The organism is Streptosporangium sp. NPDC004631, from assembly GCF_053601935.1.
The window spans coordinates 20,304-43,935 of sequence record NZ_JBSGCR010000041.1; the positions used below are offsets into that span (position 1 = coordinate 20,304).

Genomic DNA, 23,632 nt, shown 5'->3' on the forward strand with positions numbered 1-23,632 from the left:
TCAAGGAAATACTAGTTGGGTAAAACTAACAGCAAAGCCCTTTTTATTACACAGGGCGAGGTCCACGCCGACGCTGAATCCTCGCCTGCAACCAGAGCAGGCCGAGAAGACCGCCCACCGCCGCCCCCACCGCCGGAAGCCCCCGCGCCCCCGCCAGGAACGGGCCTGACAGGGCGACCGGCGTGGTCTCCGGCCCCGGCCCGTCCACATCACGGGGAAGCGGCGCGCCCGGAGGCTGAGAGTCCGCCACGGGCGGAGGAGGCGGCGACACGATCGGGGTGGGCGCGGCGAGCGGCATCCTCAGGTTGGGGTCGTTCCAGAGCTGAGGCATCTGCCCGGCCTCGGCCAGCCCCGCCGGGGCGGGAGGCGCCACCGGGGCCGCGGGTGCCGTCCCGGCGACCGGCCCGGCAGCCGGAGGACGGGACGACTTCCGGCCCTTGAGCGGCTTGAGCGGCCTGAGCGGCGGAGAGTCGGGCCACACGGCCGACTCCGGCTCCCCGATCTGGGGCTCCGGCACCGCGCCACCCTCCGGCACCGTGGACCCCGAGGCCGCCGGGACCGCCTCCGGCCGCGGAACCGGCGGTACGGCATGCGCCTCGGGCTCCCCCACGACCCCGAGGTCTCGCAGCACCCCCGGGACCTCCAGAACCTCACGCACCGACGGGCTCAGCGACGAGAACGGCTCAGCCGCGCCCGGCGTCGGCGTACCTGTCGCCGGTCCCCCCGAGCCCGTACCGGCCGCCCCCGGACCCGCGGGAACTCCGGCAGACGTCCGGGAGTCCGCGGGAACCGTCCCCGGGGCCTCGGGGAACACGCCGGGAGCCGGCGTCGGCACCAGGTCGGCCTCCAGCCCCGGCACCTCCGTACCCCTCGCCGTGAGCGCCCGCCCGGCCCGCCCCACCTCCGCGGCCTCCGCCGTTCCCACCGTTCCCACCGTTCCCGGCGAATCCGGCGTTCCCGGCGCCTTCTCCCGCGCGGCGGCCCCGGCCGCCTGCACGGCCAGGGCCACCGGGGCCTCGATCCTGGTCCGGGCCGTCTGGGTCGTCCACTCGCCCTCGGGCGTGAACATCCGCGCCACGGCGGTCAACTCGATGTCCTGGTCGTCCTCGGGCACGGCGAGCAGCACGTCCACCGGCCTGCGCGCCCCCACCTCGCCCACGGGGCACATCCGCCGCTCGATCCGGACCGGCTCACGGTCACCCCCCGGCGCGGGACAGTCGATGCCCCTGAACGCCCCGGCGGGTGTCGTCACGACCACCAGCCGCGCGTCGCTCCCCGGCCCGCGCAGCCACACCCGGAACCGGATCACGTCACCGGTGCGGACCCATCGTGACCGGGAGTTGAGATCCTCCGCGCCCGACACGCCCGACACGCCCGACACGTCCGACGGCGCGGCGACGGACTCACCCGTCTCGATCGCGTAGACCGCCGATCCCCCACCCAGAACGAGCGTTCCCGCCCCCACAGCCGACACGACCCGGGCACGCCGCCACCATCCGGTCACCGCATTTCTCCGATCCCCCGATACGGACACGCGACAACAACAACACGTCCAGTGCTTTTATGTCACAGCACGTAGCCGATCAACCCTCGTCGAGCCGGCCTTGTACGGCCCGCACGATCGGCAGGTCGGCGGGGAGCCACTCCACGTCGTACAGCTCGTCCGCGGTCAGCCAGCGCAGGTCAAGGTGCTCCCTGGCCTCCGGCTCCCCCTCCACGATCTCCGCCAGCCAGACCCGGAGCACGTAGCCACCGGCCAGCGGCCAGTCGCCGCCGACCTGCTCCCCCGCCTCGACCAGGACGCCGAGTTCCTCCTTGCACTCCCGGATCAGCGCCGTGCGATCGTCCTCACCGGGGTCGACCTTCCCCCCGGGAAACTCCCAGCCACCGGCGAGTTCGGGCGGGTCGGCGCGCTGGGCGGCGAGCAGCCTGCCGTCGCCGTCGACGATCGCGGCTCCCACAACGACCTTGTTCATGGGACCCGATTGTGTCAGCCCTGCTCCTTCAATTTGAGCTGCGCCAGGATCTGGGGATTCTGCAACGGCCGGGTGAAACCCACGATACTGGTGCGTTCTCTGTAGGAAGTGACCTTGATCGGTCCGCAGAGGCGGCATCTGGCCTCGACCATGGTGCCCGGCGAGACCACCATGCCCACATGGCCCGGACGGTCCACCCCGGTGCCCGGACCGGCGTTGAAGAAGACCAGGTCGCCCGCCTGCTCCTCACCGTCGGGGACCTTCACCCCGAAGGGCCACTGCCCGAAGGTGGTGCGCGGGATGGTCAGGCCGACGCTCCGGTAAGCCATGTAGATGATCCCCGAGCAGTCGTAGGCGTCCGGCCCCGTGCCGCCCCACAGGTACGGCTTGCCCCGCTGGGCGAGGGCGTACTGCAGGATCCCGGCCACCGTACCCGAGGGCGCCGCCTCCAGCAGCGGATCGTCACAGGCCGCGTCCGCCTGCGGCGGCACCCCGACCGCGCCGTCCCTGGCGTACCTTCCGGCGATCTCCATGACCTGGTCGACGTACCACCAGGCCCGGTTGTAGACGAACAGCGACCGCCGCACCTGCTCGGGCGCGCCGTTGCGCTTGAGCATCTTCGCCGCGCCCAGGATGGCGTCCGCGGGGTTGTAGACGTCCGCCCACCCGTCGCCGTCCCCGTCGGAGGCGTAGCCGTTGAACTTCGACGGAATCTTGATCTTCGCCTTGCCGCCCCAGGTACTGATCAGGAACTGCATCGGCCCGGCGGCCCCGGCGTAGTTGGTGCCGCTGCCGACCCCGGGCAGCGTCGAGCGCCCGTGGTCGGTCTCCCTCTTGCCGATCGCGGCCAGCACATTCCACTGCACGCCGATCTTCTCCGCGTGCCTCCGGTACAGCTTGAGATAGTCCGGCGGGATGTCGGAGCTCGCGGTGTCCGACTCGTCGGCGACAAGCCGGGTCTTGTCCTCACAGTCGGGCAGCCTCAGCCCGGTGAAGGACGGGATGGCGCTGACCATCATCATCGGCGCCATGACCATCGTGAGCAGGCAGAGGCCCGCCAGGGCGACGGCCAGCGCGACGTAGACCTTCCGGTCGCCCGTCATCCGGGCGCGCCGGTCTGCGCGGACTGGTCGTCTCCGTCCTGGCCGGAGTCGGCCGGTTGCAGGTCGTGGACCCGCCAGTCGGCACCGACCTCGATGAGGGTCACGGCGTAGTCCTCGATCCGCTCCTTCACCCCGGTCTTGGCGGTGACCTTCTGGGTCCCGGTGACCACGAACACCACCGAGGCGTCCTCGATCTGCCGGATCTTCTTCACCTTCGCCGTCCCGACGGAGACGACCTGGTCGGCCCGGTTCGCCTCGACCGTGCCCGGCGAGGTGATCGTGCGCAGCAGCACCCCGGCGAACTCGTCCGTGGTGTACCCCTTGAGCCGGTCGCCGTAGGCCGCCGGCTCCTCGTCGTAGCCGAAGGTGCCGTACTCGGCGGTGAACCGCTGCGCGTAGTCGGCGGCGGCGGCCAGCTCCTGCCTGGTCATCGGCAGGTAGGAGTAGACGTCGAAGGGGGCGTTGCTGGCCGTCGCCCGTGGACGCTCAGGTTCGGCGCTCACCCTCGCCCCCGACGCCGTACGGCTCGGCGCCGAACCGCTCCCGGGCCTCTTCCCGCCGTCGGAGTCCGGCCACATGGTCAGGTAGACGCCGACCGCGGCGAGCATCACGACCAGCACCGCGAAGACGAATCCCCTGCGGTTGCCCCCCTCGATCATCGTCAGTCCTTATCGGGATTCGAGGCACGGAGCCAGAACGGCGCGGCCACCTCGTCGGCCTCCCTGCCGCGGTCCGGCCGGCTGGGCAGCCAGAGCGGGGGCGCGTCGGAGGACCGGCCGCCGGGCGCGGAGCCGTTGCCCCTCGACCCGGAGGAGCCGGAGCCCCCGCCGAAGATGCCGCCGCCCGACCTCGAAGCGCCCCGGGAGCCGGAGCCGTTCCCCGAACCGGAGCCGTTCCGCGAACCGGAGCCGTTCCGCGAGCCCGAGCCGCGGGAACTCGGCTCCGAGCGCCGGGAACCGCCACCACCGCCGAAGATGCTGCCGCCGCCACCACCGGCACCGCCGCCTCCGCCGAAGATGCCGCCGCCCGATCGGCCGCCCCCCGCGGACCCGCCGGAGGACCTGCCCCCTGACGAGGGCGCGGAGGGCCTGCCGCCGGAGGCCGGGGCCGAACCGGCCGCCGAACCCGAGCCGCCCTGCGGGGCCCAGCCGCCACCGGGCCGGCCGCCGAACCAGCCGCCACCGGCGCCGCTCCGGGCCGGGCCGGGCGACCTGGCCGGGGACGCGCCGCCCGCCGCACCGCCGGACAGGTTGAGCGGCGGCGCCGAACCGGCACGGGCCGCGGTGACCGGACGCCCCGCGCCCTTGCGCCGCGTGCCCGTCTGGGAGTCGGTGTCCAGCGGTGTGGGCTGCGCCCCGGCCGGGACCCGGGTGCCCGAGGGGGTGCCGCCCTGGCCGCCGTCCTCGCCGCGGACCTTGCCCTGGGCCACCGTCGCGGCGGCCGTCGCGACGGAGGCGCCACCGGCGATGGCCGCCGCCTGGAGGACGGGCTCGGCCTTGCGCATGCCCCAGCGGCCCACCCTGGCCGCCGTGACCGGGGGCAGCGCCCCCGCCGCACGTTGCAGGGTCGGCGCGGAGGCCGCGTCACCCAGCATGCGGGTGGTGAGCGTGTGCCCGTCCATGGAGGCGAACAGGTGCTGGAACGGCCGCCGGTAGAAGAACACCGCGATCGTCAGCAGGGCCATGAACATGACCTGCATGCCCCACGGCATCGGGGTGGAGATGATCAGCGCGTAGCCGTACACCAGAACGCTCAGGACCAGGGCCAGCACCGCCTGCCTGAGCAACGTGCCGACCAGCATCTCCACCCAGCGCATCGCGATGATCCGGCCGGAGCCCGGATGGACGCCGAGCAGCAGGAAGACCGGCGCGAGGATCAGCAGAAGCAGGAACCCGACCTTCAGCACCAGCAGCGAGACGGCCACCAGGAAGATCAGCAGCCCCGCGACCATGGCCGCCATCAGCGCGCCGATCGCGATGCCAAGGCGGTTCGTCCAATCCTTTCCCTGGAAGAGGAAGAAAATGGGCGTGTTCTGCAGCTTGTTGGCGACCTCTTCCTCATACCGTGCCTGGTGGGCATTGGTGTTGGCGGTCTGGGCCGCACGCATCTCGGTCGCGTCCAGCGCCTGGATGTCCAGCAGTTTCGCACCGAACACCTGCACCACCGGCGCCTTGGGGTCGGCGGTGCCGAACTCACCCATCAACCAGGGCTTGCAGACCAGGGTGGACCAGAGGGCTTCGGCGTTCTGGTCGACTCCCGGCACACCGCTCTGACCGTAACCACCGGGCTTGACCTGGGGATTGGCGTCACCCTTGGCCGGAAGGCAGGACACCCCGCCCGCGCGGGGCAGACCGGAGAAGGCGGAGTTGACAACCTCACCGGTCTTGTCGGTGACGACCTTGCCCAGCCCGGTGAGGTCACCGGGACGGCTGAAGAACCAGACCGCGACGGTCACCGCGAGGACCATCCAGATGACGCCCTCGGCGGTGGTGGTCGCGCGCTTGCGGATCAGCCCGTACCAGGCGAGCCAGATGGCGCCGAGGATGACGATCGGCCGCAGAAACGGCCAGTACATCGCCTCGGACAGGTTGATCACGATGTCGTCGACGACGTTCTTGATCGAGTCCAGCGGGCCCTCGGTCGCCGCCGCCTGGTAGGTGGTGATGGTCAGCCGGTTCAGCGCCTTGGCCCACGCGAAGATCGTGTTGGCCGTCATGTTGCCCATCACCGCGGCGACGTCGTCGCAGCCGAGGTTGTGGGTGTGCCAGTACAGACCGCTCATGCCGTAGGTGGCGTAGTTGCCCTGCGGGGCGACCGGGGCGGGCACCGCCGACACGCCGGGGGCGACCGGATCCGGTGGCGGCGGCTTGAGCAGCCCGTCCACGCCCGACCCCGCGACCTCGGGAGACAGGTCCGGGGAGAGGTCACAGGGGGCTGCCGCGACGGCGGTGGACGTGCCCGTCGGCAGCAGCATCGGTAAGACGAGGAAGGCGGACAGGGCCACCAGTGCGATGGCGATCCGCTTGGTCAGCCGTCCCCTGCGGGAGTGCCCGCGTCCCTTGCGGGAGCCCTTCATGACCGTACCTCCAGCGCCGCGGCCCCCGGCCTACTGACTCCATCGCCCCCGATGAGATCATGCATGTTCTCGTCGGGTTTGTCGTGGGTCGGATTCGTATCGAGCCAGCGGAGCAGCTCGTCGGAGATCAGGTCCACCCCGATACGGCCCGCACGACCGTCCAGATCCCGGAACAGGCACTCGCCGTTGCCCAGTGAGCGGAGCACGGCCTTGTGCTCCTCGGAGGGTTCCACCCCGAGCAGCGCCATCACATGGTCGACCTCGACCCGCTCGGTGGAGCGGAACGCGAACACCGACGACAGGCAGTTCGTCACCTGCTCGTTCAGCAGGTCGCCGGCGTTCTGCGAGACCAGCACCAGCGCGGTGTTACGGGACCGGCCCATCCGGCTGACCTCGGGGACCAGTTTGGCCCCCTCGGGCGTGGAGGTGATGGCCCACGCCTCGTCCAGGAAGATCGCCTTGGGCGTCCGCCGGTCCAGGCCGTTCATCAGCCCCCGGGCGAACTGCGCGACCAGGTAGAGCAGCGCCACCGAGAGCCGCTGCTCGTAGGAGTAGTCGTCACGGCCGGTGGAGGCGTCGGGAAGGGTCAGACCGCCCAGGGTGAAGACCGTGGTCCAGCCCTCGGTGTCGATCTGGTCGCCGCCCGAGGGGTCGAAGCAGAGCCGGGCGAGGTGCATCTCCGACATCGAGCGGAGCACGGCGCCCAGGTTCTTGGAGGCGGCGTCCTCGGTCTGCTCCAGGTGGTCGACCACCTTGCCCAGCGAGGGACCGTCCCCGTTGGAGACCGCGGCGACCGCCTGGATCATCGCCGACTCGCGCTCCTCCGACATGCGGGGAAGCAGCAACCGCAGGGTCTCGCTGGCCATCGTCTTCTTGGCCGCGAGGTCGTCCCCGAACGAGAACGGGTCGAGCAGGCCGGGCGCGGCCGAGCCGAGCGGGATGATCCGCGCCTTCCTGCCCCGCCGCTGCAACAGCTGGACCAGGGAGTCCGCGTCGCCCTTGGGGTCGATGACCGCGACCGTCACCCCGCGCAACGCCATCTGATAGATCATCAGCAGCGCCAGCGTGGTCTTGCCGCCGCCCGGCTCACCGGTGATCGCGATGGCGGTCGGCCGGTTGCGGGTCGCCGCCACCAGCGGATCGAAGTGCACGATGCTGCGGGCCCGCCCCAGGGTCTCCCCGACGTACGGTCCCATCCAGCCGGCGTTGCCCTCGTCCACCCGGTCGCCCAGGTCCACGGTGGCGGTCGCCATGCCGCCCGCGATGGTGCGGAGCGGCTGCCGCTGCGCGTAGGCGTTGACCCGGACCTTCTCACCGGGCAGCGCCTCGCAGAACAGCGAGAACTGGTCACCCGTGGAGTTGACGATGTCGATGCCCATGTCGCGGTAGTGCTCCACCACAGCTTCGACCCGTTGCACGCAGATCTCCTCCGTCGGGGCGGACACGATCAGCCGGTGCCAGCCGTACACGAAGGGCAGGCGCTCCTTGGTGATGCCGTGCTCCAGCATCCGGGCCGCGTCGATCTGCTCGGCCAGGGCCAGCGGCGCCTCCGCGCCCGCCTCCCGGATGTGGATGTCCATGTCGCGGGCGTGGGCGAGCTTGCGCGCCACGTCCTTGCTGGCCTTGACCGGCGAGATCAGCCGCATCCTGGAGCTGACCTCCACCGGGAAGGGAAGCTGGTCGGCGAAGTGCATCCACGGCTCGCCGTCCGGGAACGGCATCAGGTCGGGGAACCGGGCGAAGGACAGGTGCGCGACGTAGGAGTCACCGTGCGGCTGCTCGATCCGCAGCAGCGACCTGCCGTTGTGGACCTGCCCCTCGACGAGGGCCTCGATCTCCCCCCTGCCCCAGCGCCGCTTGGGGCTGGCCGAGGCCGGGGGGTCGCCGAGGGAACCGGTCGCGGCGTGCTGGAACAGCCAGGCGATCTCGGTGGAGGTGGCGTGCCGGGCATAGAGGGCGCTCGACGAGAGCGCCCGGCCCAGCCGCTCGGCCTGCTCGCTCCACCTGGCGACCTCGGCCTTGGGCACGTGGTCGTCCTCGATGCCCAGGGCCTTCTCACCCCGCTGGTAGAAGCCGAAGAGCTGGGAGAGCACCCCGGCGCCCAGCTGCCTGCCACGTGCGCCGAGCCGTACGCCGAGGTAGACCTCCTTGGTCCAGAAGTCCTTGGCCCAGACGTGCCGGTACATCTCCTCCAGGTAGTCACGCCAGCCGGGGCCCTCGTCGGAGGTGGCGTTCAGCGCCATCGCCCACTCGGCCGCCGGATAGGTGCGGTGCGCCACCCGCAGGTGCACCTCGGCGTCCGGCATCCGGATCGCCGCCAGCGCGATCGTGACGTTGGTGGCCAGCGCCTCCCGCTCCTCGGGTGTGATGAACTCGTAACTCACGGTCGGCAGCCGGAAGTAGGCCCAGACCGAGGAGTCGGTCAGCAGGATGCGGTCGTCGAAGTATCGGACGGCAAGGCGGTTGCGTGCCCGCGAGGGACGGCTCACATCCCCTCCCTCACCGCTCGCACGGTCACCTCTCGCACGGCCGGCGGCCGTACAGCCGCGGGCCGCGCGACCACCCCTCGTACGGTCACCGGTCGTACCGTCACCCCTCGTACGGCCGGCGCTCGTACGGCCTGGCCGCCGGAACCACCGGCCCGCTCGCCGCGTGCGCTCACCTGAGAACCTCGTTACGCCCGTTCACCGCTGCTCCTCGCGCCCGGGGGATCACTGGGCCACTTCCTCCTCGCTCGGTCGAACCGCCTGCACCGCTCCGAAGCCCGCCACCACGACCCCGGCCAGTGCGAGATACGCCCGGCGCCCCGGTGCGCGCAGGTGGGACGGTTCCACCCGCTCGGACCTGCCGGGGGCGAGCTCGTCCTCCCAGGGCACCCGCACGATCGCCCGGCACCGGCCGCGCGCGACCGCCTCGGCCTGCTCCACGTCGCCCATGCTCCGGCGGCTCACCCCGTTGACGACGAGAACCGCGCGCCGGCGCAGGTCGGCGCAGCCGTGCCCGTCGAGCCACTCGTAGGTCATGGCCACCGCGTCCGGCCCGTCCTCGCTGGCCGGGACGACCAGGACGAGCTGGTCGGCGTAGGGGAGCACCCGGGCGGCCAGCGCCGCGGCCGGATCGACGACGACCAGCCGGTAGTGCCGGTCCAGGATGTCCATGGTCCTGCCGAGCCTCCGGTCGGAGAAGAGCGTGCGGTCGGAGAGCCGCTGCTCGGCGCCGGAGTCGGCGTCCCCGGCGACGACCTCCAAGCCCGAGGCGCAGCGGCTGGTGTAGGCGCGCATGCCCAGATAGCCGTGGACGTTGTCGAGACCGGCCAGCAGGGAGGTCAGGGTCTCCGGCGACTCGGCCTCGATCCGGCGGGACAGGGCGTGGGCGCCGGTGCTGGCGTCCACCGCGAGAACCCTGTCCTCGCGGTAACGCGCGAGGGTGTGACCGAGCATGAGCGCGGTCGTGGTCTGCCCGGCGCCGCCGGTGCAGCCCAGCACCACCACCCGGCGGCTGCCGCTGAACAGCGCCCTGGCCCGCGCCTCGTCGAGCTCCGACCCGTCCGTACGGCTCCCGCCGCCCGGTCCGATGACCACCTGTGCCAGCCGCCGCCAGCCACCGGCCGAATCCCTGCCGACGACCGACTCCACCCGGCGGACCCTGGTCTCGGCCTGGGCCGGCCGGGGCACCGGCACAGCGGGCGCCACCGGATCGGGGGTGACCGGACCTGAGGAAACCGCCCGGATCGAGACGCCCGCCGGTGTCCCGGTGGGCCGCTCCTGCGGTCGCGCCCGCCGCTGCTCGGCGAACTGCGCCGCCGGTGCGGGCTGTCCCCTGCGATGCTGGGCCCGAGCGTCCTCCTCGACCGTGGCGGGAACCTCCCCGACCGGCGCGTCCCCCGGCGAAACACCTCCCACCGGCACGTCAGCCGCCCGGGAGTCACTCGACGGAACATCACTCACCGGCACGTCCCTCGACGCGTCTCCCGGCGGGGTGTCCTCCGGCTGAACGTCCGCCGGTACCTCAGCCGCCGGAATGTCCCTCGGTGAACTGTCCGCCTCCCTCTCCACGGGCTCGGCGGCACGCCGTCCAGCCGGGGCGGGGCCGACGAACCTCGGCGCGGAGGACCGTTCGGCGGGATCGGGGCCGTCGGAGCGACGTGCGGGAGGCGGTGGCACGGCCGTCCCCGGAGCCCCGGCATCTCCGGGAGCCTTGGAGGTTCCGGAGATCCTGGGAGCCCTCGAAGGCGCGGGGGGCGCGATGGGCTCGGCCCGGAACGAGGTGGCGCGCTCAACCTCGGCGGAGGCGGCGAGCCTGCGCAGCCGCCGCAGCGCCTCGGTGCCGATCGGAGCGTCCGGAGCCTTCGAGGCCGCGGACGCGGAAGCCTCGGTCTCAGCGGGGACAGCCGCTGTCCTCGGCACAGAAGTTCTCGGCGCAGCGGCGCTCGGCACGGCGGCGCTCGGGCCGGGGGCACCGGGAGCGGAACCGGCCGGGTCCGGATCCGGCCGGGTGGCCGGTACGGCGGGCGTCGAGGCCCCAGGCGCGGGATCCCGATCGGCCGGTACGGCGGAAGCCGAGATAACAGGTGCGGCGGAGGACGCCGATCCGGCGGAGGCCGGGGCCACTGATCCGGCGGAGGACGGCGGCACGGACCCGGCGGACAGCGGCGGCACAAACTCGGCGGAAGGCGGCGGCACGGACCCGGCCGAGGGCACCGGAGCCTTGGCCGGCCCGGTGAAGGCCGCCCCCCTGGACATCTCGGCGGCAACGGACCGGCCGAGGGCCGGAGCGGCGCCCCGGCGGGAAGCGGGAGCCGTACCCCGGGCACGTTCACGGACGGTGGGAGCGGCGGCCACCGCGACGGCGGCGGCCACGGCGGGACGGACCTCGCCAGAGGGTGCCGCCGCCCGCCCGGCCTGGCCGTACCAGGCCCTGCGCCCAACCTTGCCCGCGACCTTGCCTCGGGTCTCGGCGACCGGCTCGGGGGCGGCCCGCCACACCCTGCCGGCCAGGGTGATCTCCGAGGGCTCGGCTGCGGGGGCCATCCGGCACCAGGTGCGTGGCTCGCCCACGTAACGGACCTGCGACTGCAGCAGCTCGGTGAGCCGCTTGCTCTCGATCACCGGGCGGGTGGACAGCCAGGTGACGATCCCGGGCGGTACGAGGTAGAGCACGTGCCACGGCGCGTCGAAGGGCAGGCCGAGAAACGCGAGCAGAAGCGACCACGGGGCCACCACACCCACGAACACACCGATCCAGACGATCGGAAGCGGCGTTGGCAGCCGTAGGTCGTACAGCTTGTAGAGCCGCTTCTCAATCCTCCAGATATTGGTATATGTGGGCAGGTCCACGCGCTCCTCCTCTCCGCCACTCGTTGTTTGACCGCTCGGAGGCGGTCTCAACCCCCCGTGATGCCCAGCGCGCCCGCGATCGCCTTGGCTGTCACCTCGATGATGTTGGGCACGTAGAAGATCACTCCGATGGCGATCGCCAGGATGATGAACTGCATGAACCTGGTGATCTCACGGGTGAAGAGGAAGAAGAGGGCGACAACGGAGACGATCACAAGAAAGAGCGGGCCGAAGAACTTACGGAGAAAGTCGGCCAGGCCCTGCGTGTTCACGGTCGCCGGAGGGGTGCTTGGCTGGGCGAGGTCGATCACGTTCAACAGGATGGTCTTCAGGATCACTTCTCGTCCTCCGTGCTTGTGATCGCGCCCCGGGGGGTCACGGGCTCGCGACGCGCATATTCGAACCCGCCCAACGCCGGATCGCCGATCAGGGGGGGTCTGCTCACTGTGAACCGGCACCATTCGATCATGTGTTACCCCACAGACCGTTTCGCGCCTCGGATGTCCTTGACGAACCACTTGTCGCCCTGCTTGACCACGGTGAGCCGGTAGGACTGCTCCAGCTTCCCACCCATGTCCCCCGGGTCGGAGGGGCTGGGGCTGGCGGACGGGGTCGCCCCCGAGGGCACCCCCCACACGACCGTCGCGGTCACGTCCCGGGTGGCGCCACCACCGGCGGGAACGGCGAGGTCCTTGAGGTTCACGAAGGTGAACGCGCCGCCGAAGCCCTCCAGTGTGACCCCGGCCGCGGCGTAGCGCTGCAGGGACACGGTGTCGCTCGCGGCGTACGCCTTGAAGAAGTCGGCCAAGGGCGTGCGGAGCTCGGCCTCGGCGGCGTCGTCCCTCTCGCCCGCGCCCACCGGGGGCAGATCGGCCGGCGCCGGCGCCGGCAGGATGGCGGGACGCCCGGAGACAACGAACCTGTCCGCTCCGGCGTCGTAGAAGACCGGCACGGACAGCAGCTGGCGGCGGCTTCCCGACTGGAAGGCCACCGTCACGACGATGTTCTCCTCATCGACGACCTCCGAGCCGTACGGCTGCACCGCGCCGGCGGCCATCCGCCCGAGCCCGTCCCAGCCGAACTGCGGCTCGGCGCCGTCGGGCAGGTAGGGAGCCAGCCTGGCCGCCCTTTCCTGTGAGCGGACGGCCTCGAAATTCAGATAGACCGCGGCGAACTGACCGGCGAAAGAGGTGGCCCGGGTGACGGGAAATCCGGTGTCCGGGGAAACGGGGGACGCCCCGCCCGAACCGCTCTGCTGAGTGAAGCGCTCAAAAGGTGCACGAACTCCGTTCACCACGATGACCACTATCAGCGCCCAAAGCACGGCACGGCCGGTCCACACCAGCCAGCGCCCGCCACCACCGGACCAGCGGGCCCGGGACGGCGCCCCCCTGCCTTGAGCCGGAGCGCGGTCGAACTCGGGGTCGTGCGGTGACCCCGGGTATGCCGACAGCTCAGGGTCGCCGGTGATCCGAGGATCACGGACGGTTGACCTTCGAGCCATCTTGCCTCCGCTCGCGCCAATCCCCCGGCTGACGCGGTGTCGTATTACTCCCGACCCCGTTAACCATGGTCAAGCACTTACTCTAACCGCCCTGTCGATTGTTCCAGGAAAGCCACGCCTATGCTGCAGGCATCGTGGTTACTGAGCAAACCGTGTCTGGAGCCTGGCAGGGGGCCCATCCCGGCAGGCAGTGCGAAAAAGCACATTACGCCTGGCCAGCAGGTGAACTGATTACCCAAACGCCACGCATTGCTGTCTAAACGGCACGGTGACTGTCGCGACCTGCACATTCACCCCGAAGCACCCATCACCCAGCGTCACCAAACCGCGGACCCCCTGGCCAAGACCGCCCCCTGTCCCCGGCCGGCCGACGACACCCCCACAGAGAAGGACGACCGCGGCGGCCCGATCATCTTCGACCCGCCCCCTGGAGCGAACGCCTCCGTGGCGGCACCGCTGAGGAGACAGGCCGCGCCACCATCGGCACAACCACCGCACCGGCCACTCCGCCATGCGCCCACCGACCGACCACCGAGCCGCGCCTCCGATCGCCAGATCCACGAAGGCCCCAGGTCATCATCGCCCGGGACACCTCCCCCACCGGTGGCTCAACCCAAAAACCTCACGAAAAAGAGTAAAGAGCTCCAGGGCGCCCGATATAACAGCAAAGTCCGCAATCCACATTGAACCGCAGATCCCTTCCACCTGTCTCTATCCGACAAAACCTGACACCACGATTCCGCCATTGCTCTAAGGTGCTCCAAGGCGGGGCCCCTCCACTCCACTACGAGAAGTGGTCATTGGTTGAGCTGGAAGACCGGAACGGTCTCATCAAGGATCGGAACGACGACTTCGACGACTTGAGGATGACCGCTCTCCTGGCGACAGGTGGAAACAGCTTCGCGCGCCCGTTCCTGGCAGCCGCCGATGACGGCAGAAGTTACTGGGTCAAGTGCATCGACACATACCCACAACACTCCAAAATGTCAGTGGCTATCGAGCACATCGTGTCCAGCGTCGGACGGCTGATCAACGCGCCCGTATGCGAAAGTAACCTCATCCGCATCCCCGAGGAACTGGCCGGCTGGCCGTTGGGTAAAGGACACCTCCAAGCAGGGATCGCACACGCGAGCCTCGCACTGTCCAAAGTCATTGAACGGCGGCCCGCCCTGGCGTCGCACACGCACGACGACAACCCCAGGCGGCGGGTGGGCGTCTACGCGATGTGGGACTGGTGCTTTGGAAGTGATCCTCAATGGCTGTACGACCTCGACAACGACGAGAGCGTCTACAGCCACGACCACGGCCTCTACCTGCCCTCCAACGACGGAAGCTGGGGGAGGCGGTATCTGATCCAGTGTGCCGACGAGCCCAACGAGCTCCCCGACGCTCCGCGTGACCTCAACGAGGAGGCGGTTGAGGAAGTGTCGGTGGCCCTTGAGAAAATCAATCGCGATGCTCTCGTCAACATCCTGTGCGGCGTGCCAGCATCGTGGCCAGTCAGTAACGACGATCTGGAGGCGCTCGGCTGGTTCCTTGAATACCGGGCGCCATCTGTCGCCAGTCGTATCCGAGCATTGGTTGGAAGGGAGGTTAAGTCCAGATGAGTCGCTATATTTACTCGATCATCAGATGTCTCCCCGATCCACAAACAGGCGAGTTTGTCAACTACGGGGCGATAGCGGGAGATCCGGTCACCGGCGACTGGGGCATCCGCAGGCTCAGCAAGACCGACCGGATCCGCAGGTTCGCCCCCGTCGCCGTGCTGGACGTCGCAAGCGGTTTCATGCTGCGACTGGAGACGATGATCGATGCCCAGCGCACGCCTTTGGAGAGTGAGATCCTCGACGAGGAGTGGCTGCGGGGATTGCACCACGATCACCGCAATACCATTCAGCTCAGCCCGCCGGCACCGATCCTGGCGAATAGCGCCCAAGAAGCGTTGGAGCTCATATTCGGGCACATGATCATTGATCCGGTGACCCAGCCCCGTCAGGCCTCAATGAACAAAGACGCCATCACCCGCGAGCTCCGAGACGTGTACCGCCGCGTGGACATCGATCCATCGCTGGTGCGCAAGCGCCCCCAGGTGTTCGTGGGCGCTCATGTGAACTACACGGTGGACTTCGCGATCGCCAACGGGCACGCGGTGCAGTTGACGCAGGCGTGGTCGTTCAGGCGATCCAGCCTCGATGAGGTGTCGATGCAGGTGAAGGCATGGGGGTACGCACTGGATCGGCTCCGAGGCGGCGAAGAGGCCCGGGTGATCGACACAACCACCCGGCAGATCAGCACGATCGACGCGGCGGTGGACCTGCAGGTGGTCGTCATGCCACCGGAGACCCCGCCGCAGGAGCGTTGTTTCGACGAGGCGAAGGAGATCTTCGCCGGCCTGGGGGCGCAGGTTCACTCACTGGACGATGTCGACGCTGTGGGAGCCCGCGCCGAGATGCTGGTAAAGGGTCTGGAGCCGGCTGGGTGAAGCGCCCCGCCCGCGGGAGTGGGGTGCTTCACCATGGGTTCAGCCGGTGCGCTCCAGGGCGGCGGCCAGCACCACGACGTCGTTAAGGGCCACGCCGTACCCGAGCAGACCATCCCCGCAGGCGCGGGGCCGACGATGTCATCCTCGGCGAGAAGTACACAGGTCACCAACCATCCTCCGCGTGTACGAGACCGGGCCGTTAAGGACGGCATTCCCCATCATCTGAAGGCGAGGTCCCCCACCGGGATTTTCGATGGGAAAGGGCGTGCTCACCGCGTCCCGCCGGGCCCAGCCGTCATGCGGGAGACCAGGTTGGAGGGATCACACAGCCACACGCGCTGTTGCCCGTCGGCGGTGACGGTGAGCCCGAACTCCTCATGTCCCGGCCGCCCCCGATCAACCCACCACCCGTGGGCAGCCTCCACCTGGTCCCACAGGTTGCGCGGACCGCCCTGATACACCTGAGAGACTGAGCGGCCGTCTACACCGTAGAAGTACACCGCCGCCCATGACCGATCCGCCAGCCCGTACAGCCACATGACAGGCGTGCCGTCGTCAGCACGGCCGTGGTTGTGGACGCAGTCGGGGACCAGCAGCCCGAGTACGAACACGGCGGCGGCGTAGGAGTTCTCCGGAACAACCGACGACGCGGCCAGCCTGGTCACCGACTCACGAGTGCCCGCGGGCCAGTCGTCGCCGGGAATGTAATCGGTGTGCCGCGGCCAGTCCAGACGCTGGGAGCGCAACGGCATGAACCCCGCAGGCCCGGTGAAACGTCCGCCCGCGGTCCCGTCGTCGGCGACGACCAGGCGGGCGACGGCGTCCCGATAGCTGTAGCGCGTGCCCCAGGGCATCACGATGACGGCGCCGGGCCGGGCCTGGTCAATCCAGGACCGGGGCACGTCACGGACGGCGGCGGTCACCAGAATCCGGTCGTACGGTGCCCGGTTCGGCCAGCCGAGCAGGCCGTCGCCGGTGACGATCTCCGGATGCCATCCGGCCGCGTGCAGCGCCCCGCGCGCACGGTCTGCCACCGCCTCGTCGAGCTCGACCGAGACGACGTTGCGCTCACCCAGCCGGGCCGACAGCAGACCGGCGCACCAGCCCGTCCCCGTCCCGATCTCCAGCACTCTCGCGCCGTCGAACACCGATAGGTCCCGGAACATGGAGAACACCAGGCTGGGTGTGGAACTGGAACTGGTCCGCCACTCCCCGGGCGCGATCCCGGTGTGGTGGCCGTCGTCCCATTGGGTGGTGATGGGGACGTTGGAATCGGCCCAGCGGCTCCACGCCTCAGGGTCGGCCGGCTTGGAGACGGGGATGTCCAGGTCGTTGTCGAAGGGCCACATCAGGTCGGGGAGAAAGACCCCTCGTGGAACCGCGTCGCCCGCCTGCGCCCAGTCCGGCGCCATCGTCCCGGTCTTCAGCAGGAGTTCTCGTAATTCCTGCCAGGGTGTTTTTACGGCGGCGGTCACTTCGGCGTCGGTTTCTCGTGCTGACCCGGTGGCGGGCTGCCGTCAGGGTGCGGTTTCGGCAGCGTTATGGGTTTCGGGGGTGGCTTGCGGGGACCTTCATGTGTTCCCATGTGCTTCTCCCTACTTGACCCTTGACGTGGAGCGTTCGCCCGTAAGCGTAGAGTCACACAAAGGGGCTTGGTAGACGTTTCCGCGATAGGTTCATGCATCGCCGATCCCCCTCCGTTCTCACTGAGGAGCCGCTGGGCCCTCTGCTGACCCGTCCGCCGTGATCGCCTGCGTCCTAGGCGCCACATGCAGGTCCCCAGCCGCCCCTACCCGCAGCCGCTGGACGTGACCTGTCGGCATCCCGCTGTTCCTTGCTCCGAGGCAGCGGGGAACAGCATTACAGACGGCGATCGCGGCGGCGTTCGCGATTCCAGAGGTGACCCAGCTCGCCGTCAGCACCTCGCGTCTCGATCACCTTGCCGAGTTGACGCGTGCCGGTTCTCTGGAGGTCAACGCCGAGACGGTGCAACGATATCGGGCACTGCTGCGTCGGAAGGCTACGGTGAGCCAATAAGGCGCAGCCGGAAAGGACCGGCGGTGCAACTCAACTTGGACAATCTGTCCACCGTTCCGCTCGACGACGTTTTGGAGAGCGTCGAGCGGCGGTTGGGGCGGCAGCTCAAGCGGCAGGACGGGCACTACAGCAAATACAACGGCACCGCCGGATTCCCTACCGACGCGGGCACCTGGGTGCGCCTTGCCTGGCGCCGGACCGAAAAGATCGACACTCAGGCATGGTCCGGTTTCGAGGCGGCAGCAGCCATCGAGGGGGTACCGCGCCCGCAGTGGTCGGCCGCGGCCGTCTGGTCAGATCCGCCCCGCGGTGTCGTGTGGCGCGCTGACGAGATGACTCGCGTGGACGACCCGGCGCTCTCGGCGACCGGGGACATCACCACGGATCCGCATCTGCCCGAACAGTGGTGGGTTGACTTGCGTTCCGCGCTCACCAACCTCGCCGGTCACTCCACAGACCGGGTGTGCATGAGCCAGGCCCACCTCAGTAAGGTGATCTCAGCAAGATCAATAAGGGCGGTTGCGATTCGATGCCTTCAAAGCGACATAGGCAGACATGAATCGGGATGGATCGCGATCCCCCTGAAATAGGCGTGGAGCTTTCGGTGGAAGAGGTCTCACCACAAGCCGTCTTCAGTCCAGAAAGCCCCACGTGATCACCTATCGAGCCACGCTCGACGTCTCTCGGGAGCTGGTTTGCCACCTCTCCCTGCTCCTGGCGGCCGAGCGCCGCCGGCTGGGCACCCGCTCGGGTTCTCGGGCGCTGACCTGTTTTGACCAGGCGGTGATGGGGTTGCGCTGGTTTCGCGACCGCACCGACCGGGCCGCCCTCGGCCGCGGCCACGGCGTCTCCCGCGCGACCGCCTACCGCTACATCGACGAGGTCATCGACGTCCTGGCCGACCAGGCACCCGACCTGCACCAGGCTTTGCGGCGCGCCGTCGATGAGGGCCTCACCCACCTGATCCTGGACGGCACGGTCATCACCACCGACCGCTGCGCCGAAAAGACCATCAGCGTCAAAGGCGAGCCCATCGACCTGTGGTACTCCGGAAAGGCCCACCGTCACGGCGGCAACATCCAGGCGCTGTCCGCGCCCTGCGGCCTGCCGCTGTGGGTCTCCGACGTCGAACCCGGATCGGTACACGACCTGACCGCCGCCCGCGCACACGTCCCGGGGGCGCTGTACAAGGCCGCCGCCGACGGGCTTCCCACCCTGGCCGACTCCGGCTACGACGGCATCGACATCGGCATTCTCACCCCGGTCGGACACCCCTCCGACGGCCGGCCCCTCGACCTCGGCACCCGTACCCGCAACGCGCTCCTGCGCGCCCTGCGCTGTCTGGGAGAACGAGGCTTCGCCCTGCTCACCCAACGTCGGCGCACCCTCCAGCACATTACCGCCGGCCCCAGCAGAATCGGCGACCTCGTCAAAGCCGCACTCGTTCTCACCTATTTCGAACACGGCTACCTGAAATGAAAATCGCTGAGATCACCTCAGTGACCGTCGGTTTCAGTAGTCGCCGGTTCACGGCGGGTGTCGCGTGTTCTCATGGTGGGGAAAATCCTTTTTTGGGGTTGTGAGTCCCGGCTTTAATCATGTACCGCCAAGCAAGTGATCCTCGCCGGAGGAATTGTCTGACGAAGCATGATTCGAGTTGTGGCATCCCAGACGGCAATGCGTAATTTCCCGCACATCGAGCGATGGGAAATGCTAAGTGAAATTACGTGTACGGGCCCGCGCGCTCGCAGCCGCCACGGCTCTGCTCGCCACCGCTTTCGGTGGAACTGCCCATGCCGATCTCACCGGAGTGCATGTCTTCACGAAAAAGGACACCGTATTCAGGGTTACGGATGTGAACTCGGCCTTCGATGCCCGGCAGTCCAGGCAATAGCGGTCAGCGACATGACCTGCAACGCGAGGCTGCCCAGCTTCCCCAGCTGGAGCGCACACAAGGTCCAGCGGGTGGGGTACATCTGGCACGCCTACGTTCCTGGCCCTCACCAGGTGAGCCAGAACTGGCACTACGCCCTCTCGGGGAACTGCACGTTCCGCCACAACGTCAGTGGAGGTGGAACGGCGACCCTGAGATTCATGTTCCAATACCGGCTTTCGAACTTCGATGGCGCCTGGCAGAGTAGCATGGAAGACACGTACACATCCGACGTCGAACTCCAGTACGAGGCGGCCAGTTCATAGTGACATCAAGCAGCGATCATGATGCGGTCACCGGCACGGTAACCGCCTGGCACGACATAGAGGGCTGGGGAGTTATCTCGTCCCCCGATGTCCCAGGAGAAGTGTGGGCGCATTTTTCTCTGATCGTTGCAAGCGGATATCGAGCGCTTACTGTAGGAGAAACCGTCACATTCACGTGGGAAGAATTTCCGCAGGATGGTTATCGCTTCAGAGCAGTCCAAATATTTCACGAGGCTTCATGAAGTAGTCGTGCCGTAATCGACGTGTGTCGAACGGACGCCTGATAGCCGTGTGTGGCCGTTCCCGCGCGGTGTAGAGGATAGCCGCACGAAGACGCTCGTCAGGTGGCGACTGGAGCCCAGCCGCTGCTGTGCCCGAATAGCCTCGCCCCCACCAGGGCAAGGCCATATTGGTTGGTCTTAGGCGCCGTCGCTGGGCTAGGACGAATCGTCCGCGGCACACGGCCGCTACGGCGGCCGTACATGCTCTTGCGCCTCCTTCCCTCTCGATGCAAAGGCGCTCACCCTCATCCCCGGTGAGTCAGGGTGAGAAACGAACCCTGGATCTTCGATCGCCCCGACCACAGCAGACCTCAACCACGATGAGGCGATCGTCGGGCTGCATCGGGGCGGCGGCGTGACCAAAAGCCGGCGCCCTGCTTCGGAAAGCGCTCGGTCCTGGGCAATAGGCGAAACCGCCGGCGCTGAAACCGTGCCGGGGGGCTACCGTGACGGCCTCCACAGCGGCGAGGGACAACGGGGCCGCGCGGCCGGCATCCCAAGGTGCCCGGCCACGCGGCGCCTTTCGCGGTTGAGGTCAGAGGTCTCCGCTGCGGATGCCCGCGAGGAAGTCGCTCCAGACCGCCGGGGAGAAAGTCAGCACCGGGCCGGAGGGGTCCTTGCTGTCGCGGACGGCAACTACACCGGGAAGGTTCGTCGCCACTTCAACGCAGTTGTTATTGCCGCCGCTAAGACTCGACGTGCGGAACTCAGCGCCGGACAGGTCGGGGGAGATCATGCTTTGCTCCTCACCGCGGCGACGAGCACCGCGGACTCCTCGGGGGACAGGCACGCGCCGGCGAGGCGCTCAAACAGCAGGATAAGGTTCCGCACCTGGTCGGCTGCTTCGACGTACACCTCTCCCGCCGGGCTCTCAACGTAGCCGACGTCTGGATCCTCTGGGTCGAAGCTCAGGACCGAGAAGGCCCCTTCCATCCCCGGATGCGCTCCCGCACTGAACGGCAAGACCTGCACTGTGATGTGCGGCCATTCCATGACCTGGAGAAGATCGCCGAGCTGGCGGTCCATGGTGTCAGGCAGGCCCACAGGACGACGTATGGCCGCCTCGTCGATCAAGGCGTGCAGTGTCGGAGCGTTCGGCCCAACGACATTGATCTTGCGAACCATGCGGGCGTCCACACGCCGCTTCAGTTCGCCCGCGCTCAGGTCCGGGTGCCGGGCGCGGATGACCTCTCGCGCGTAGTCCTCGCTCTGGAGCAGACCGGGAATCACCGCCGTCTCCCATGTGTGGATGGCCGTGGCCTCCGCTTCGAGTGCGACGTAGTTACCGGTGAACACGTCGGAGTACGCCGTCCACCAGCCGCGCCGGTTGGCATCACGAGCGAGCTGGATCAGCCCGCCCTTGGTGTAACTGTCGACCCCGAACAGATCGCAGGCGTGGATCAAGTCCGTCTCGGAAACCGTGATCCGGCCGCCCTCGGCGCGATGGACTTTACTGAGCGACCATCCGAGCCGAAGCGCCGCCTCACTGGTACCGAGACCAGCCTCCTCTCGGAGTCTGCGCAGCTCACGACCCAGGCGACGATGCCGGACAGTGGGGGACCTCATAGGCATGGGCACCAGTGTGCCGTGTCCAGCGCGATATTTCTCTGTGCCGACGTCTTGCGCGCGTGCCGTCGGCACGCGCATGATGAGTTCTCAATATCACCACTGTGAGTGAGGTCATCATGACAGGGGTACGCGGATTAGCCGTTCCGAACGGTGGTTTACCCCTGCGGCAGTACGAAGGTGCCCAAGCTCGGTACGAGCTTCACGAGCCCGAGATCCCGCAGGTGCTGGAGAACGTGACGACCGGTGTTGTTCCCTACGCCATGCTCCCCCATGATCGCCACAATGCTCGGGAGCTTGTGCCCAGGCGGCCACTCGCCACTGCGAATACGCTGCTCGTAGACCTCGGCGATCTGCTCCCACTTCGGCCGACCAGGCTCGAATTCGATCATGGAAGCGACGGTATTTGGTTGCATCGCGCTTGGGCGATATCGGACATGCCTAAGCACGCATGGACACGCCTAGGCATGCCTAGACGCGCCCTACCCTTCGATTTACTGCGTTAGACAAAGCGAACCCGCCACCGGTATCGCACACCGATGACGGGTCCTTGATCAGGAAGGACCTCCTGACCCATGAACAACCCTAGTGCTCCAGTCCTCGACCGGACCACGGCGCCCCGAGACGGCTGCGGCTGCTTCGCCGACGCTGTACCCATGCCGATGGGGTGCGCCGCCTGCGGCCACGCGCCCTACGCGCACGGCTGTCCCGGCCAGTCCACCGACCACGAGTACGTGCAGCCGTCCGGCGCGCTGATGCGGATGCGCCTTCAGGCCCGCCGCCTCGGCCACCCCCTGCCCGTCTTCGAGCCACCCGCCGACGTGGCCCCCACCGAGGTCATCCCCCTGGTGCCCGCCCAGCGCCGTCCCGAACAGCCCGCGATCGCTCCAGCTGCGCCCGCCGTACGACCGCCGCTGCCCAAACGGGCGCCCAGCCCCGTCCGGCGCCCCCGTTCAGGGCCACCGCCGCGCCACCCCGGCGTGCGAACGGCCGACGTCCCGCACCCCGACGGCCGGCGCCACGCACCCCGCGGCCTGCCTCCGAGCGCCGACGGCCTTCGCGAGACCGAGACCACCCCGCCTGCGCACCGGCCGCCGACCCCGTACGGCGCCTTCCAGAGCCTTCTTCCCCACCCCATAAAACGGGCTCGCCGGACGCTGCCGGCGTCCAGACGAGCCCTCAACCGGACACTGGAGGTCCGATCCATGCACGATGGTAGATCCACAACGCCCCAGTCCGCGAGGCCGGTGATCCCCGGGTGGCAGGTGTTCCTCAGCGACAGGGGCCGTTTCTGGGCCAGCCGCCGGGAGCCGTTCTCCAGCCAGGCCGCCTACGCCGGGGCCGAGCGCACCGTGGACGCCGACACCTTCGAGGAGTTGCGGGCCGAGACCGCCCGCCAGGAGGAGACGGCGGCGGGGAAGGTGACGTCATGATGTGGCGCCGCGCCCTTCACGACTCGCCCCCCTCCGGTACTTCCGGTCGTCACCGCGCCGGGCAGGTCCGCCCCACGACGGTGCACCGCCGGTTGTGGGACGGCCCGGCCCGAGCCGAGGCCGAACGGCTGGCGCAGGCATGGCCGAGCTGGACGATCCTGTACGGCGTCGGCAGTCGCCGCTTCTACGCCCTGGCCGCCTGGGCGACGTCCGAGCCGCTGATGATCGAGGGCGCCGACGCCGAGGAGCTGGAGAGGCGGATGTATGAGGCGGTCATGGCCGTGACCGTCCGCCGCGAGACTCCCCTCACCGCCCCGGCCCCTCCGACCACGTCGGCCGCGTCGGCGTCCCCGATACCTTCGGCGTCCTCGCCTCTCCCGACGCCCCTGGTGCCCTCGTCTTCCCCGAGCAGGTGCGGCGGCGTTCCTTCCCCGGCATTCGCCGCCGCGCCGCACCACCCCCGCCGCCCCTACCGGGACGCGGCCTAAAAAGCCGGTGCGGCGGCATCACCTCCCATGGGACGCCGCCGCACCCACCGCCGTGCGACCCGGGCCGGAGGGGTCCCGGGCCGCACCCCAGCGCGGCCCTCTCCTGGAGGGGGAAGAGGGCCGCCCGCACCGGCCGGACCGCACCCCGGTC

At 69.1% G+C, this 23,632-nt stretch carries 20 protein-coding genes; 7 read left to right on the forward strand and 13 right to left on the reverse strand.

The annotated features are described in order from the left end of the window. Positions 1-46 precede the first annotated feature (46 nt). The 9 genes from ACWEF2_RS28825 to ACWEF2_RS28865 all read right to left on the reverse strand — a co-directional run bounded on the left by ACWEF2_RS28825 (position 47) and on the right by ACWEF2_RS28865 (position 12,995). Positions 47-1,504 (reverse strand): hypothetical protein, encoded by a 1,458-nt coding sequence (locus ACWEF2_RS28825; protein WP_453819467.1) that lies wholly within the window; start codon positions 1,502-1,504, stop codon positions 47-49. Positions 1,505-1,583: 79 nt separating this feature from the next. Beyond that, positions 1,584-1,976 carry a (deoxy)nucleoside triphosphate pyrophosphohydrolase gene (locus tag ACWEF2_RS28830; protein WP_355599531.1) on the reverse strand — a complete coding sequence of 131 codons (393 nt, stop codon included), beginning with the start codon at positions 1,974-1,976 and terminating at the stop codon, positions 1,584-1,586. Between the two features lie 14 nt (positions 1,977-1,990). Next, a complete protein-coding gene (locus tag ACWEF2_RS28835; RefSeq protein ID WP_453819468.1) occupies positions 1,991-3,079 on the reverse strand; it encodes an NlpC/P60 family protein in 1,089 nt (362 codons plus the stop codon). After that, positions 3,076-3,738 carry a hypothetical protein gene (locus ACWEF2_RS28840; RefSeq protein ID WP_453819469.1) on the reverse strand — a complete coding sequence of 221 codons (663 nt, stop codon included), beginning with the start codon at positions 3,736-3,738 and terminating at the stop codon, positions 3,076-3,078. Before ACWEF2_RS28840 ends, ACWEF2_RS28835 begins: the two co-directional genes overlap by 4 nt. A 2-nt stretch (positions 3,739-3,740) precedes the next feature. Further along, on the reverse strand, positions 3,741-6,155 hold the full coding sequence (locus ACWEF2_RS28845) for a type IV secretion system protein (protein ID WP_453819470.1): 2,415 nt from the start codon (positions 6,153-6,155) through the stop codon (positions 3,741-3,743). Continuing rightward, a complete protein-coding gene (locus ACWEF2_RS28850; protein ID WP_355599527.1) occupies positions 6,152-8,644 on the reverse strand; it encodes an ATP-binding protein in 2,493 nt (830 codons plus the stop codon). Before ACWEF2_RS28850 ends, ACWEF2_RS28845 begins: the two co-directional genes overlap by 4 nt. A gap of 222 nt (positions 8,645-8,866) precedes the next feature. Then, positions 8,867-11,491: a TcpE family conjugal transfer membrane protein gene (locus tag ACWEF2_RS28855; RefSeq protein ID WP_453819471.1), complete on the reverse strand. Its 2,625-nt coding sequence runs from the start codon at positions 11,489-11,491 to the stop codon at positions 8,867-8,869. A 47-nt stretch (positions 11,492-11,538) separates the two neighbouring features. Then, positions 11,539-11,808 (reverse strand): hypothetical protein, encoded by a 270-nt coding sequence (locus tag ACWEF2_RS28860; protein WP_453819484.1) that lies wholly within the window; start codon positions 11,806-11,808, stop codon positions 11,539-11,541. Between the two features lie 155 nt (positions 11,809-11,963). Beyond that, on the reverse strand, positions 11,964-12,995 hold the full coding sequence (locus ACWEF2_RS28865) for a conjugal transfer protein (RefSeq protein ID WP_453819472.1): 1,032 nt from the start codon (positions 12,993-12,995) through the stop codon (positions 11,964-11,966). 800 nt (positions 12,996-13,795) lie between these two features. Between ACWEF2_RS28865 and ACWEF2_RS28870 the strand changes: the two genes are divergently transcribed. Continuing rightward, the gene (locus tag ACWEF2_RS28870; protein ID WP_453819473.1) at positions 13,796-14,602 is read left to right on the forward strand and encodes a HipA family kinase; all 807 of its coding nucleotides are present in this window, start codon (positions 13,796-13,798) and stop codon (positions 14,600-14,602) included. Further along, a complete protein-coding gene (locus tag ACWEF2_RS28875) occupies positions 14,599-15,477 on the forward strand; it encodes a DUF3037 domain-containing protein (protein ID WP_453819474.1) in 879 nt (292 codons plus the stop codon). Before ACWEF2_RS28870 ends, ACWEF2_RS28875 begins: the two co-directional genes overlap by 4 nt. A gap of 269 nt (positions 15,478-15,746) precedes the next feature. On the opposite strand, the gene ACWEF2_RS28880 is transcribed toward ACWEF2_RS28875, so the two are convergent. Then, on the reverse strand, positions 15,747-16,952 hold the full coding sequence (locus tag ACWEF2_RS28880; RefSeq protein ID WP_453819475.1) for a methyltransferase domain-containing protein: 1,206 nt from the start codon (positions 16,950-16,952) through the stop codon (positions 15,747-15,749). A 585-nt stretch (positions 16,953-17,537) separates the two neighbouring features. Here ACWEF2_RS28880 and ACWEF2_RS28885 point away from each other — a divergent pair. The 3 genes from ACWEF2_RS28885 (at position 17,538) to ACWEF2_RS28895 (ending at position 19,955) form a co-directional block, all read left to right on the forward strand. After that, entirely contained in the window at positions 17,538-18,104 is a 567-nt protein-coding gene (locus ACWEF2_RS28885) for a hypothetical protein (protein ID WP_453819476.1), read from the forward strand. 61 nt (positions 18,105-18,165) lie between these two features. After that, positions 18,166-18,993, forward strand: a complete 828-nt coding sequence (locus tag ACWEF2_RS28890) for a transposase family protein (protein ID WP_453819477.1) — start codon at positions 18,166-18,168, stop codon at positions 18,991-18,993. 719 nt (positions 18,994-19,712) lie between these two features. Next, complete coding sequence (locus ACWEF2_RS28895) at positions 19,713-19,955, forward strand: cold-shock protein (protein ID WP_453819478.1); 243 nt, start codon at positions 19,713-19,715, stop codon at positions 19,953-19,955. 574 nt (positions 19,956-20,529) lie between these two features. Here ACWEF2_RS28895 and ACWEF2_RS28900 read toward each other — a convergent pair. The 3 genes from ACWEF2_RS28900 to ACWEF2_RS28910 all read right to left on the reverse strand — a co-directional run bounded on the left by ACWEF2_RS28900 (position 20,530) and on the right by ACWEF2_RS28910 (position 21,952). Next, positions 20,530-20,730 carry a DUF397 domain-containing protein gene (locus tag ACWEF2_RS28900; RefSeq protein WP_453819479.1) on the reverse strand — a complete coding sequence of 67 codons (201 nt, stop codon included), beginning with the start codon at positions 20,728-20,730 and terminating at the stop codon, positions 20,530-20,532. After that, positions 20,727-21,641, reverse strand: a complete 915-nt coding sequence (locus ACWEF2_RS28905) for a DUF5753 domain-containing protein (RefSeq protein ID WP_453819480.1) — start codon at positions 21,639-21,641, stop codon at positions 20,727-20,729. The genes ACWEF2_RS28900 and ACWEF2_RS28905 overlap by 4 nt, the downstream gene beginning before the upstream one ends. Positions 21,642-21,718: 77 nt before the next feature. Further along, complete coding sequence (locus tag ACWEF2_RS28910; RefSeq protein ID WP_355598806.1) at positions 21,719-21,952, reverse strand: winged helix-turn-helix domain-containing protein; 234 nt, start codon at positions 21,950-21,952, stop codon at positions 21,719-21,721. A gap of 183 nt (positions 21,953-22,135) precedes the next feature. Here ACWEF2_RS28910 and ACWEF2_RS28915 point away from each other — a divergent pair, with 183 nt between their 5' ends. Further along, the gene (locus tag ACWEF2_RS28915) at positions 22,136-22,993 is read left to right on the forward strand and encodes a hypothetical protein (protein ID WP_453819481.1); all 858 of its coding nucleotides are present in this window, start codon (positions 22,136-22,138) and stop codon (positions 22,991-22,993) included. Beyond that, positions 22,990-23,481 carry a hypothetical protein gene (locus ACWEF2_RS28920; protein WP_453819482.1) on the forward strand — a complete coding sequence of 164 codons (492 nt, stop codon included), beginning with the start codon at positions 22,990-22,992 and terminating at the stop codon, positions 23,479-23,481. Before ACWEF2_RS28915 ends, ACWEF2_RS28920 begins: the two co-directional genes overlap by 4 nt. The last annotated feature ends 151 nt before the right edge of the window (positions 23,482-23,632 follow it).